Annotated in this window: 8 protein-coding genes; 1 reads left to right on the forward strand and 7 read right to left on the reverse strand. The window is 45.4% G+C overall.

Annotated features, from left to right (window positions below):
* Positions 1 to 179 precede the first annotated feature (179 nt).
* From QUB44_RS01075 to QUB44_RS01085, 3 genes are all read right to left on the reverse strand, one after another.
* On the reverse strand, positions 180 to 974 hold the full coding sequence (locus QUB44_RS01075) for an SDR family oxidoreductase (protein ID WP_333362018.1): 795 nt from the start codon (positions 972 to 974) through the stop codon (positions 180 to 182).
* A 747-nt stretch (positions 975 to 1,721) separates the two neighbouring features.
* Complete coding sequence (locus tag QUB44_RS01080; protein WP_333362021.1) at positions 1,722 to 5,057, reverse strand: amino acid adenylation domain-containing protein; 3,336 nt, start codon at positions 5,055 to 5,057, stop codon at positions 1,722 to 1,724.
* A gap of 519 nt (positions 5,058 to 5,576) precedes the next feature.
* Positions 5,577 to 5,855 (reverse strand): hypothetical protein, encoded by a 279-nt coding sequence (locus QUB44_RS01085; RefSeq protein ID WP_333362024.1) that lies wholly within the window; start codon positions 5,853 to 5,855, stop codon positions 5,577 to 5,579.
* A 135-nt stretch (positions 5,856 to 5,990) separates the two neighbouring features.
* Here QUB44_RS01085 and QUB44_RS01090 point away from each other — a divergent pair, with 135 nt between their 5' ends.
* The gene (locus tag QUB44_RS01090) at positions 5,991 to 7,766 is read left to right on the forward strand and encodes an EamA family transporter (RefSeq protein WP_333362029.1); all 1,776 of its coding nucleotides are present in this window, start codon (positions 5,991 to 5,993) and stop codon (positions 7,764 to 7,766) included.
* Between the two features lie 80 nt (positions 7,767 to 7,846).
* On the opposite strand, the gene QUB44_RS01095 is transcribed toward QUB44_RS01090, so the two are convergent.
* From QUB44_RS01095 to QUB44_RS01115, 4 genes are all read right to left on the reverse strand, one after another.
* Positions 7,847 to 9,841, reverse strand: a complete 1,995-nt coding sequence (locus QUB44_RS01095) for a bifunctional serine/threonine-protein kinase/formylglycine-generating enzyme family protein (protein WP_333362032.1) — start codon at positions 9,839 to 9,841, stop codon at positions 7,847 to 7,849.
* A 601-nt stretch (positions 9,842 to 10,442) separates the two neighbouring features.
* Positions 10,443 to 11,081: a retron system putative HNH endonuclease gene (locus QUB44_RS01100; protein WP_333362035.1), complete on the reverse strand. Its 639-nt coding sequence runs from the start codon at positions 11,079 to 11,081 to the stop codon at positions 10,443 to 10,445.
* On the reverse strand, positions 11,078 to 12,406 hold the full coding sequence (locus tag QUB44_RS01105; RefSeq protein WP_333362038.1) for an AAA family ATPase: 1,329 nt from the start codon (positions 12,404 to 12,406) through the stop codon (positions 11,078 to 11,080). Before QUB44_RS01105 ends, QUB44_RS01100 begins: the two co-directional genes overlap by 4 nt.
* Before the next feature lie 152 nt (positions 12,407 to 12,558).
* Positions 12,559 to 13,368, reverse strand: a complete 810-nt coding sequence (locus tag QUB44_RS01115; protein ID WP_445299853.1) for a TetR family transcriptional regulator — start codon at positions 13,366 to 13,368, stop codon at positions 12,559 to 12,561.
* Between the last annotated feature and the right edge of the window lie 29 nt (positions 13,369 to 13,397).

A 13,397-nucleotide genomic window follows, 5' to 3' on the forward strand; every position in this document is an offset into this window, starting at 1 on the left:
GATCGCAAAGACAAATAATTACTAAACGATCGCCTAAAAATCACGACTCACAGGAATAGCGATCGCTTTAGGGTGAGTTAATGAAATGTAACGCTCCTTATTTTTGTTTGAACGAAAGCATTCTGTTCGGAAATGTAGGGAGTGAGAGATTTTCCAAGCACATCAAGGTAAAAACTTCGCTACACAATCGATCGCACCACTCCGCCCTCAACTCGCAGGGCTGCACCATTAATCGCAGAAGCTAAGGGACTGGCAACAAACGCAACTAACGCAGCAACTTCAGACGTTGAAGCAAATCGCTGAATTAGCGAAGATGGACGCATCTTGGTAAAAAACTCTTTCTCAACTTGTTCAATCGAAATATTTTGCTCCTTAGATAATCCCTCGATGAAGTCTTCCACGCCTTCGGAACGGGTTGGACCCGGCAATACCGTATTGACAGTCACATGGCTGCCCGCAGTTGTTTCCGCCAAACCGCGACTCAATGCCAATTGTGCAGTTTTAGTCACGCCATAGTGAATCATTTCGGCGGGAATATTCAAGCCAGATTCACTAGAGATGAAAATAATTCGTCCCCAATCTTGCTTCAGCATCAGCGGCAAATAATGGCGCGAGAGGCGAACACCGCTCATCACATTCACTTCCAGAATATTCATCCACGCTTCATCGGAGATATCTTCAAATGCTTTGGAGCCATAAATTCCTAAGTTATTCACCAAAATGTTGACGAATGGCACTTTTTGAAGTAACAATTCAACGCCTGCTTGCGTTCCCAAATCGGCGGCAATTCCCTGAAGTTTGGCATTAGGGACTGTTTGCTGAATGCGGTCGATCGCATTGTTGACGCGCTCTTGCGTTCTGCCATTGACAATGACCGTCGCTCCTTCTTCAGCAAGTGCGGTAACGATTGCCAGTCCAATTCCACCTGTTGAACCACTGACCAATGCCACCTTTCCTGATAGTTTGAGATCCATACTTTAGTTAAACCAAATATAGCAGTTGACAGTTGACAGTTGACAGTTGACAGTTATGGTGCAATACGGTTCAGTTAACACTGCTAATTCCCCGGAGAGCCCCCTAAATCCCCCTTAAGAAGGGGGACTTTGAGCAATTTATTGTCCCCCCCTTTTTAAGGGGGGCTAGGGGGGATCTGTCTTATCTGAACCGTATTGAGTTATGGTGCCCGAATTAAACCGTCGATCTAGCCCTCCTTTGAGACTCTATTCATTAGGTTATTGATGCCCTAACCGATGTGGCGATTGCTATAACGTCAAATAATTATCTACGACTATGGCCTAATCAATTGGTCGCCACCTAATCCAATTTCACCACCATTTTGCCAAGATTTTTGCCTTCAAAAAGACCGATAAATGCGCCCACAGCCTGGTCAATTCCTACTACCACAGTTTCTTGATTTTTCAATTTTCCAGCGAGGATTCAGTCTCCAAATTAGCTCAACATTTAGATGCCAAAGATTACATCTGTTGGAGTTCTATTCCTCTGGTTTCCTGCCACCAATTTGATTGCACTTAGACACACACTTTTTGGGAGCATCTCATATTTGTAAAAACACTTTTTCTGGCTCCTTCCTTCTTCCTCTTTCCTCCTGCCTCCTGCCTCAAAACTCCAATTTCTAGCTTGCCTGCAAAAGTGAGATGCTCCCCACTTTTGGACGGTCATTCCACAAAACAATCAAAATCATCCCGCAATTATGTAAGCCCTTAAAATTCCACATCTTCGCGCTCATTTTCGTCGGTTCTGGGAGTATCCAAACCTTTCGCAGCCCAGCGCATTGTTTCAATGTATTTTGCCAGACTCGCCACAGTCGGAGCCTCAAACAAATTGCTGACCGATAACTCGACTTGCAAAGCGTCTCGGATGCGAGAAATCAACTGAGTTGCTAGCAGGGAATGCCCGCCTAGTTCAAAGAAATTATCGTAGATACTAACCTGCTGTTTTCCCAAAACTTTAGCCCAAATTTTCCCGATCGCCTTTTCGAGTTCAGTCCTAGGCGCTACATAATTTTCTGTTATATCCTCGCTGTCTGTATCTATATCAGGCAAGGCGCGGCGGTCTACTTTGCCATTAGGCGTCAGTGGCATATTCTCCAACACTGCATAAGTTGCAGGAACCATATATCCTGGTAACTTTTCTTTCAAAAATTGGCGCAAGTCACTTGATTTTAGATTTGAGATTTCCGATTTTTCATTGATGCCGTCAGGAATAACATAAGCTACCAAATGTTTATCGTCGGGGATGTCTTCCCTCACAATTACTACTGCTTCGCGCACTTGTGGATGCTGGCACAAAGCCGCTTCAATTTCTCCCAATTCGATGCGGTAGCCGCGAATTTTTACTTGGTCGTCAACGCGACCTAAAAACTCGATGTTTCCGTCAACCCAATAGCGACCTAAATCACCTGTTTTATAAAGCCTAGAACCAGATTTATTGCTAAAAGGATTGGGAATGAATGCAGCAGCAGTTAAATCAGGCTGGTTGAGGTAGCCTTTCGCCAATCCGTCACCGCCGACGTACAATTGACCTATAACACCGATCGCCACCGGCTGCAAATCCGCATCCAGGAGATAAATTTGCGTGTTGGCGATCGGGCGGCCGATGGGGATAGATGTTGCGGTTTCGGGTACGTCTTGCACGCAATAATAAGCCGAAAATGTGGTATTTTCTGTAGGCCCGTAAACGTGAATTAATTTAGTGCTTGGCTTTTGTTGGAGAAGTTTTTTAACCCATCTCATATCGACCGCTTCTCCGCCAAACAGCAAGCAGCGCAGCGAATCAAAAGCTTGCGGTAAAACTCTAGAAATTTGTTGAAATAAGGCAGTTGTTAAAAACAAGACGGTGATGCCTTCTTGGCGCAGTTCTAAGGCTAAATCGTGAGGCGAAAGGGTAATATTTGTGCTAATTCCCACGAGTTGAGCGCCGTTAAGCAAGGCTCCCCAAATCTCGAAGGTGGCTGCATCGAATGAAGCGTTTGATGCTTGGGCAATTTTATCGGTAGGTTCTATTTTTATATAGTTGGTGTTGAGTACCAGGCGATTTACTGCTTTGTGGGTGACAGCAACTCCCTTGGGTTTTCCTGTTGAGCCAGATGTGTAAATAACGTAAGCTAGGCTGTTTGCTGTGACGGTGTTGGCGGGATTTTCGGCGCTTTCTTTGGCTATGTCTTCCCAGTCGCGATCGAAGTAAATCACCGAGTTTGAGAAGTCTCGGAAATTCTCAATCAATTTATCCTGAATTAGCAAGACTTTAACTCGAGCATCTTCCAGCATCAAGTTTAGCCGATCGCGCGGATAGCTCGGATCTAACGGTAGGTAAGCCCCTCCCGCTTTCAGTATAGCCAACATCCCCACAATTAGGTCGATCGATCGCTCTGCACAAAGCCCCACTAAAACCTCCGCCCCCACGCCCAGTTTTTGTAGGTAGCGCGCCAGTTGGTTGCTGCGACTGTTGAGTTCTCTGTAAGTGAGGTGTTGGCTGTCGAAAGTTAGGGCGACATCCTCCAGATGCTGCCGGGCCTGCTCTTCAAATAACTGATGAATGCACTTATTTTGAGGATAATCTGTCCGAGTATCGTTCCATTCTTTGAATAATTGATTCACTTCATCCTCGCTCAATAAAGGTAAGTTAGCGATTCTTTGTTCGGGATTAGCAACAATGCTTTCCAGCAGCGTTTTAAAATGCCTCAGCATTCGGGCGATCGTAACTTCATCAAATAAATCCGTATTGTACACAGCTAAGCCTCGGAGGCCTTCCGAATCTTCCCAATGTTCGCCGTATCTGCTCCTAAAATTATCGGAAGCTTCCCACAAATACAGCTCTAAATCAAAGCGCGTTGTTTGAGTCTCCAAAGGAAAAGAACTCAACTTTAATCCTGGCAATTCTAGCTCGTCCAGCGGCGCATTTTGCAGCCCGAATACCACCTGAAACAGCGGGTGACGATTCAACGATCGCTCTGGGTGCAATTCCTCGACGAGCTTCTCAAAAGGCAAATCTTGGTGAGCATAAGCTCCCAGGGTTACTTCCCGCACCCGGCCCAAAAAATCTCGAAATGTCGGGTTTCCCGAACAGTCTGTTCGCAGCACTAAAGTGTTGACAAAAAAACCGATTAATGTTTCAATTTCGCTGCGGTTGCGATTGGCGATCGGCGAACCGACAACAATATCATCTTGTTGCGAGTAGCGGTAAAACAAAGTTTGAAATGCTGCGAGCAATGTCATAAATAAAGTCGCTCCTTCTCGCTGCGAGAGCGCTATAAGTGCGTTTTTCAGCTTTTTCGGCAGTTCTAAATATTGAGTTTTTCCCCGATAATTTTGCCTAGCTGGTGCAGGGCGATCTGTGGGCAAATTTAACACAGAAATCCCGTGCAATTGCTGCCGCCAATAAGCTAGCTGAGTTTCTAATACTTCACCTTGCAACCATTCGCGCTGCCACTCGGCAAAGTCTGCATATTGAAGTGATAATTCTGGTAGGGGAGATGGCTGTTGATTTATCAAAGCTGTATAGATAGCCTGCACTTCTCTAATTAGCACACCTATAGACCAATCATCGGAGGCTATGTGGTGCATATTTAGCAAGAGAATATGCTCTGTTTCTGTCAGCCGCAGGATGGTGACTCGTATCAGCGGCCCCGTGGATAAATTGAAAGGGCGAAGAGATTCGGCTGCGGTGAGTTTATTTGCTTCTGTTTCCCGTAGTTCGGGTGGCCAATGTTGCAGTTCTAATAGTTGTAAATTAGTCTTAAAAGCAGGAGATATTATCTGCACTGGTTGCCCTGATACTACGGCAAAAGTCGTTCGCAAAGTTTCGTGTCGCTGCACTATTTCGTTGAAGGTTTGCTCTAAAGCTGTTAAGTTGAGGGAACCAGTTAAGCGCAGTGCTGTTACTACATTATAGAAAGGGTTTTCCGGTGCGAATTGGTCGAGAAACCACAAGCGCTGCTGGGCAAATGATGCCGGAAAGACAAACACTTCGGCTTCTGAGGAAATATTCAGTTTTTCTATATCGTTTGTAAAGGAATCGTCAAAAATTTCGGATGCCATATCTGTTGCTCTTCGGGATAGGATGTGTTAATTTTTTGATGGCGCGGGGTGGCTTTTTGATGGTGCGATCGCCTCTTAAAACTTTCGCGAGCAAAAGATCGGAACTTTTAAAATCATAAATCTGGGTGCGGGAGTGCGGGAGAGACGCGGGGAATAGAAACGGGGTTTCTGCCTGCAGGATCAAGTTATCCATTGAGGGGCTAGGAGTGCCACCCCCCAATCAAATTTAGTCACAGAACGGGCTCTTAGGTTTGTGAGTCGGGTGCAATCGGGTGAGTTATATGCGAGAATTACCGGGAGCAATTCGTGGAGAGGTCAAGCTGTAGTCAGGAACCTCAGCCTAAAGGCATGAGGCTTGAAGGAAAAATCTAACAAGCCGTTCTGACGGGCCTAAGTCTTAACTGGCTACGTTTTTTGAGTCACGACACCGGGAGAATGCGAAGCTAGTTCCCTGCTCTGTCGCTGGTAGTTAAACAGTCTTAAGGTCACTGAGACAGTGCTACGGGCCTAACAAGCTCATTAAACCTTGGCGAAGCTAACTTTACCCCGCAAGGGAGGCTCGAAAGAGCAAAACACTATGCGTACAGGGCTGGGAAGTTTGAGACGGTAATTGTCCCGTTGAAAGTGCAACACAAAAGCACACCGAGCCAACCAGTCCCAAGGCGGTAGTAAATCAAAAATGTAAAGCCGTCCTAAAAGGACGGGGTTTCTAGCCATTTTTCTGATGATTTCTAATTGCACAAAGTGTTCTTGGGGCGATTCCCTTCGGGATAGCTTTGCTTCACGCAATTTTTTCACATTTGTACCTTAGCGACTACTATTGATTAAACAGTGTTCGCAATTTCTTAGATCAACTCACTAGAACTTGCGGCCTGATTTGGCAAAATACTTAAGAACAGTGAACGTGCAGTTTAAATTAGAGGTTATAGGCTAATGGCGCAGCGGAACGTATACTCGTCAAAGGACGAGCCAGAAGAAGTACAATCAGCAGAAGAAGTCCTCCACTCAGTAATGCAAGAACTGGACGCTTTGCATCAAAATGTCAAAGGCCAGTTAAATCAGGACATTACTCGGCTGCAAACTGAAAAAAATCACCTGATTGAGGATATTGAAGACCTCAGAGAGCAATATCGCAAATTGCAGTCTCAGCAAATGGAATCTCTGTCGGGGCGATACATTCAGCAGCAGCAATTGTGGCTGAAGCAGTTGGCTCAAGTTTTGGCTCACAATTTGCAGGATTTGTTGGTGCAGCGGTTCAACGAACTCAGCGCTAACTCGGGACATTCTCTCAGCAGCCCTATTCCCAGCGGTGAGTTCCCGATACCGATGCCGCCGAGCAACTACGACGAACGGGCCTCTGAGTTGCTGGCGGCGCTGGATGAAAGGATCGATCGCAGTTTCCAGATGCTGGAACAAGATTTAACCAGTTACGAAAGCGAGCTTTCCGTGCGGCTCAACAACATGAAAACCCTGGAACTGCAAGGGGAAGAGCTGTTACAAAATCTCGTAAACCGCATCAGGGAAGAACTCGAAGAAGAAGAAGAATATCTTGAGAATCCTTTCGATGCTCAAGATTCCTATGTCGAGGAATCAACTAATTCTCTTAATTCTGTCCGCCCGCAATTTCTGCAGCCAACACCTGTGGAAACGCCGCGAAAACCCGTGCCACAGCCTTCTTCAGCGCCTGCTGCAACTGTTAAAGCATCTTCTCAAGTGCAGACAGGTTTGGTGCTGGCTTTGTCTTCGGCGGTGGTATTGTCGCTGTTTAATGTTTGTTTGAGAATTCTGATTAAAAGCAAAAATCCTCGGATGGTTTTTGGGTGGTTTGAATTTCCGGGGGTAGTAACTCCGGGTTTTGGAAATTCTTTGTTGATTTTGTTGATGCGGCTGATCGTGGTGATGGCTTTGATGCCGATATTGGCCACATTTCTGTATCCTTCTGTGTGGAAAGATATTAGACGGTTGTTCGAGTCGGGCGATCGAGCTTTGTGGAGTAAGGTTTTAGGAAGCGCATTTTTTCTGTTTTTGTCTCAGGTTTTGATTTATTTGGCGATCGGCAATATTCCAGCGGGGATTGCGATTACGATTTTCTTTATTTACCCGATCGTCACCGTACTGGGTTCTTGGATCTTGTTTGGTTCTCGCCCCAGCAGAGTCGGCTTTTTCGCGATACTGGGGATTACCGCAGGTCTGATTTTAGCTGGGTGGCCGAGTTTTGCGGCTCAAGCTCCAGGCGGTGGCAATGTCGGGGTGGGAGTCGCTGCTGCACTGGCTTCTGGGATTACCTTTGCAGGTTACGTATTGCTGACGCAAATGGCCGCAGGCAAGCTGCACCCAATTCCTTTTAGTTTAGTTAATTTCGCCGCGATTTTTGTATTTTCCTCCCTGAGTTTGTGGGTGCCACTGTCGGAAAATTTTTCTCCTAAAATCGACCAAAATGTTTGGCCTGGTTTGATTTTGGGAGGTGTTATTTTAGGGGTGCTGACGCTGTTTAGCTATCTTTTGAATAATTTTGCCATCCGCTTTGCGGGGGCAGCCTTAGCGTCAGTAATTGGCACTTTGGGGCCGGCAATGACCGCACTCTTCGGTTTTCTAATTATCAATGAAAAGTTGCAGCCGGTGGCAATTCTCGGCATGGCTGTGGTGACATTGAGCGTGGCTGCTATGAGTGTGGAACGCATAGTCGCTCCTCAAAAGAAGGCTAGTTAAGGCTTGAATTTGGGCGATCGATCGTCCATTCAGAAACCCGGTTTCTTCAAGAAACCGGGTTTCTCTGTGCGGACACAAGATCAAACAACAGAAACCACCACTCGAAAACCCACAATACTAGCCTTACAATCCGGCTGATATCTGAGGCGGCAGGCGCTGCGACAATTCGGAGGATGATCGTTCCAAGAACCCCCCCGCAACAACCTCAGCGAAGAGTCCCCGTCAGACTCCCAAACGCTACCATCAGCAGGCGCACCGTTATAATTATTGTGCCAAGAATCCGCGCACCATTCCCAAACATTTCCGTGGAAATCGTACAATCCGAAAGCATTGGGTTTAAAACTACCAACATCTGTCGTTTGAAAGCGATAAACTCCCTTCGGCGCCTCAGCGTAATTAGAATTTCCGTTGTAATTTGCTAACTCGCTGGTAATCGTTTCCCCAAAGTGAAACGGCCCCGTAGTTTGCCCCCGGCAAGCATATTCCCATTGGGCTTCGCTAGGCAAGCGATAATTCTTACCAGTTTTGCGAGAAAGTCGATCGCAAAACTCCACAGCCTCGTACCAAGATACATTTTCTACAGGTCGATTTGCACCTTTAAAACGGGCAGTATCGGGATTGAGAAATATTTTAATTTCCGGCAGCGCTGCAACTGCTGTCCACTGTGCCTGAGTGACGGGAAATTTGCCCATATAAAAAGATGCTAAAGTTACTGGATGCTGCGGTTTTTCGTCGCTGTCACCCCGATCGTTTGGGGAACCCATGAGGAAAGTACCGCCACGAACAGATACCATTTCCAGGACTGTACTGCTACCGAGATGTTCTTCAAAAAAACGCGCTTTGCCGCTGTTAACATTAGTTTGCTTCCCGCGCTTGTCTACTGTCACCACCTGAAATTCAAAAGTGCTTTTGACAACAGCAATTCTCTGCGATGCCTTGTTCACTGGCGGATTGGTGTTGGATTTTTTCCTCGGATTGACAGAGATATTGCTGTTGATTTGCCCGCTTTGATTGAGCGGGGTATTGATGGCAAGTTGTCCTCCCTTTATCATAAAAGAATTTAGAGCAAGTTGTCCTCCATTGGCACAATGGGGTTGGGGAGGTAAAGAATAGAGATTTAAAGCTTTGATTACTTCATCAGCAGATTGATATCTATTTTTGAGATAATCTTGAATTAATTTGTCTAAAACATTTGCCAACTCGCTGCTGATTTTTGTGCCGGCTGACAACCGTTCTCTCCAAATCCAGCCGCCGTTTATCGGGTCGTAAAGGTCATCGGAACCGTCAATTTTTGGCAAACATTGAGTTAGCAGTCTCAGGCAAGTTATTCCCAAACTGTACAAATCGCTTCCGGGGAAAACTTGACCGCGCATTTGTTCTACCGGCGAATATCCGGGCGTTCCTACCGTTGTGCCTACTTGGCTCATCAGCGAGCCCGTCACTTGTTTGGAAATACCGAAATCTATCAAAACTAACTCTCCCCGCCCTCCCCTTCGGAAAGCTGAATTGCGAAAATTGCCCACCTTTGGCAGGGATGATCTAACAGAGGTGCGGCGGCGGATGATATTCTCAAGTTTGATGTCTCGGTGAATGACATTGCGATCGTGCACAAATTTCAGAATCGGCAAAATATCTGCCAACAACTGCCAAATTTTTTCTTCGCTAAAAACACCCTGCTGAGTTAATTCTGCTAGTAAAGTTTGCCCCTCAATCAACTCTTGTACTAAATAAAGTCGCTTGTCTTGTTCAAAATAAGCAATTAATCGAGGAATTTGGGGATGTTCGCCGAGTTCGTAAAGTCGTTTCGCTTCTTGCTTAAACAATTCTGCGGCTTTTTCAAGTGCTGAGGTTCCTTGAAATTGGGGTACAAACTGCTTGATTACGCAGGGATCGTCCATGCGATCCGTATCTACCGCTTCATAAGTTCTGCCAAATCCCCCTTCGCCCAACAGTCGAATCACGCGGTAGCGGTTTCTAAAGAGATGGTTGAGGCCTTGCGATCCGCAACTTTGACAAAATTTAGAGTTGTCGGGATTGAAAGGATGAGAACACGTGGGATTAGAACAGTAGAACATATCTGGGAAGAAATGATCCGGTTAAGGTTATGATATATCTTTTTGGCGCCCTTATGGAATACTAACAATTAATAATTGGTTATTGACAATTGACGGTAGGGAGGGCCTTACCCGCCGCTTGTGTCGCCCCAAGGGAGAAAGTAGAAGGCAGAATTTAAAACGCCAATTAATCCAAAGAAAGCGATTTGAGGGCAGAAAATGCCAGCGCGATCGACCGATTTTCGCAACGCACTCACTGCAATTAGCAACCAACTTGACCCGCAGCTTATAATTTGAGGGATGCCTGACAAAATGTTCGTTGATATTTGGATTGCCATCTGGCACATATTCATTACGATCGTTCAGAATCTGTATCGACTCATCTAGAGGCGTACCTGATGTTACTGAGAACTGCTATAGCTTCAGTCTAATCATTCTCATCAAACACAAGAAAATTTCTTTAACATTCTGCAACGATTTGGCAAAGCCAACGTGTAGCATCTGTTTGGTCTCTCCCTCGGTGCCATGCTGACAGAAGGATGCGTCCTCCTCCCTCTAATGGCGATCGGTCTTGGGAGGATATCTTCGATCGCATTTTGAAAAGCTCATTCAGAAGTTATTTTCATTTCATTCTCGCAATTTTTTTACGAAGATAATAAACAACAACCTGGCAAAATGGTTCGAGCTCTGCTCCATTTTTTCCTTCCCAAGTTGCTAAGTATTTTGGAATGTCTACATCACGCACTTTTTTAAGTCGCAGTATTTGAGTAAATGAATCAATCACTGCTTTACGATTATTTACCAAAATGGAGTGATTTAAATTTAATACATCATCAATCTCACTCTGTAATTGTAAATCGTTAGCTTCAATGCGACCTGAACCAGGGAATTTAAATAGCCTTTCTACATCATGCTTTGAATTGGCTGGATTAAATGATATGTCATCATCACCTTTTCTTGTATCACAATGCTGATCGCGTCTAGGTTTTCCCGATCCACCAAGGCAAGCACCTAATAGATTGGTATAATCAAGTTGTTTCTCAGGAAATTTATTTGGAGATTGGCTTTGGCAGTGCTCGATCTTCATCTTTTCTAATGTCGGATAAATTCGTTGCATACAATAACAGCAAATCCCCCGTTGCTCACTCACAAGGCTTGTGCGTAGATCGTCTTTTTCTGCATAGTTATCATAGTCAGAATGGCTGCTGCACCGATGTCGTATTAACGATATTGGTTCGGGTTGTTTTTGGATATTTCTCATTCATTACCTTCTAAAAATTTAATTAGCGTTCGAGCGCGGGTAATCTCTGGCTCGGATGCGCCGAGTTTTTCAGTCAGATTTATAATAGATTGATGTGCCGCATCAAAATCTTCGTCATCGATGAGCTTAAAAAGAGCGTGAAGTTTATCGGCTACCTCTTTGTTCCGCTCTGATACTCTCATCAATTCGTGTAATACTCGGTTGGCATCAAGACCATAAGATTCTGATGGAATGGTAGCAATAATGCTGCTAGTTTCTTCGTCGTGTTCGAGGACTCTAATCCGCTTGGCTTCAACTTCACCGATAATAAGTGGTGAATGGGAAGTGCAAACAAACTGGATTGAAGGAAAGGTTTTGGTGAGGTCATTCACAACTTGACGTTGCCATTTAGGATGAAGATGAACGTCTATTTCATCAATTAGAACTAGCCCTGATGTTTTTTGCAAAACAAGAGGCAATTCTTGACTAGACATATCCGATTGTTCGGTTAGGAAAGAGGCATTTTGAGTGACGATTTTGATGGCAATATCGGCAATTAGACCTACCATCATTTTTTGACCAGCACTAAGGTTACTAAAGGGTTGGGGGTTGCCTTGGATGGAAACAACAATTTCCGATCGCTCTGGGTCAAACCATAGGTCATCTGCGTTAGGAATACAACGCAAAATAGCAAACTTTACAACCTTGTAACCAGGGCGCATTTGTCCCTGTCGATTGACCGAAGCGATCGCTTCTTTCTGGAACCAAGTATGGAGATCGGCGATTCTAATCCGTTCTTCAAAGCAGTCATAGAAGGCATCCCAACGGCGGGCGGGGCTGGTGTGGGTTGTTGCTTTGGGATCGCGTTGGTTGGAGGGTAGCCAAGCTCGACCTGCGCCGTAGTAGGCGACGATGGGTAGCCAGATTTTTTCGCCTGCTTCAACCTGTTGAAATAAAGTGGAGATAATTTCTAGAGCTTGTTTGGCTTCAGTGTTAGAGGTTCTAGAGCCGTTAGTTTTGATTTGTCTGAGCCATTGGACTGGCTGACTGTTAATCGTGCCGATCGCTTTAATCTGAACCGGTTTTCGTTCTATAAATTGGGTGATGGTGTCGGATTCGATCGCTTCTAAGCGGATTTCTGAGGGAAGAATGTTACGGCGGCTATTGTTGAGGGTTGTGTCGGGGGAGTTGACCAGCCAAATTCCAGCCGCGATCGCCAAAGCATCGAGGATCGTAGTTTTACCTGTGCCATTGTCCCCAACCAGCAAGGTAAATTGGGGATGCAAGTCAAGAGTATAGTCTGAAAATTTCTTGAAGTTTTCGATTTCTAGTCGGTCAATTCTCATGGTAATGTCCCACTGTAGATCGGTATTCAGCTTGTAATTTGTAGCATAGAAATCATCGTATAGCAGTTGAGAGTTGACAGTTGACAGTTACATAGTACCCGAATCAAACCGTTTCTCGATCGAGGGATCGCGGGATCTATTCATTAAGTTATTTATGTCAAGATCGATGTGGCGGTTGCTATAGTAGATCGCTGGGAATTCTCTACAAACTGTTTGCCACATTCCTTACAGCGATAGCACTGCTTCCCCCGTCGATAACCGTTTTTGGACAACTGCTCCGATTGACAATGAAGACATTTCATTACTTTCATTACATTTCTTGACCGACCTTCCCCCACATACGACTCTAAATACGACACCAACAAATCCTCAATCTGCTGTACCAGTTGTTGGCGATGCAGTCGATCGGGGTTGCGAAGTGCCGACAGAATGACAGCATTACTGCTGTGAACGCAAACCTCCGCTAACAAGCTACATTGCGCCTCACTCAAGCTGGGATTTCTTTGCTGCAAAAGACTCGCCATAAAGTCGATCGCTTCGTGAGTCATACTTTCATCGATCGACTGGAAAATCTCGCGCGCTATATAAAACTGCACAAACACCACCCGTGATACAGGCTGTTCAAACATCTCTGCAACAGCAGTAACCAGGGTATGAATCATTTCGCGCAGCGGTAACTGAACGATTTCCGACGTGTTCGCCTGCGCCCACATCGCCTTAACCCGATCGGCATGACGCAGCTCCATTGCATTAAAAATGGCAGCTTTATCAGGAAAAAACTGATACAGAGAACCGATGGCCGTCCCTGCTTTTGCTGCAATTAGATGGGTAGTCGCCTCCCAATAGCCCACCTCGTCAAACACTGCTGCTGCTGCATCCAAGATTTTTTCGACTCTTTCTTTACCACGCTGCTGTTTCGGTTGACGGCGCAAACTGCTTGACAAATGTGAATATTCTGTCATATTCTAGAAAAGCGACAAATCTCTCACAA

Origin of the sequence: Microcoleus sp. AT3-D2, from assembly GCF_036705715.1 — a bacterium.
Taxonomy (GTDB): domain Bacteria; phylum Cyanobacteriota; class Cyanobacteriia; order Cyanobacteriales; family Microcoleaceae; genus Microcoleus.

Bases quoted from the DNA above. Each gene is read 5' to 3' on its own strand.
- QUB44_RS01075 (WP_333362018.1), bottom strand. From the start codon at position 974: ATGGATCTCAAACTATCAGGAAAGGTGGCATTGGTCAGTGGTTCAACA.
- QUB44_RS01080 (WP_333362021.1), bottom strand. From the start codon at position 5,057: ATGGCATCCGAAATTTTTGACGATTCCTTTACAAACGATATAGAAAAA.
- QUB44_RS01090 (WP_333362029.1), top strand. From the start codon at position 5,991: ATGGCGCAGCGGAACGTATACTCGTCAAAGGACGAGCCAGAAGAAGTA.
- QUB44_RS01095 (WP_333362032.1), bottom strand. From the start codon at position 9,841: ATGTTCTACTGTTCTAATCCCACGTGTTCTCATCCTTTCAATCCCGAC.
- QUB44_RS01100 (WP_333362035.1), bottom strand. From the start codon at position 11,081: ATGAGAAATATCCAAAAACAACCCGAACCAATATCGTTAATACGACAT.
- QUB44_RS01105 (WP_333362038.1), bottom strand. From the start codon at position 12,406: ATGAGAATTGACCGACTAGAAATCGAAAACTTCAAGAAATTTTCAGAC.
- QUB44_RS01115 (WP_445299853.1), bottom strand. From the start codon at position 13,368: ATGACAGAATATTCACATTTGTCAAGCAGTTTGCGCCGTCAACCGAAA.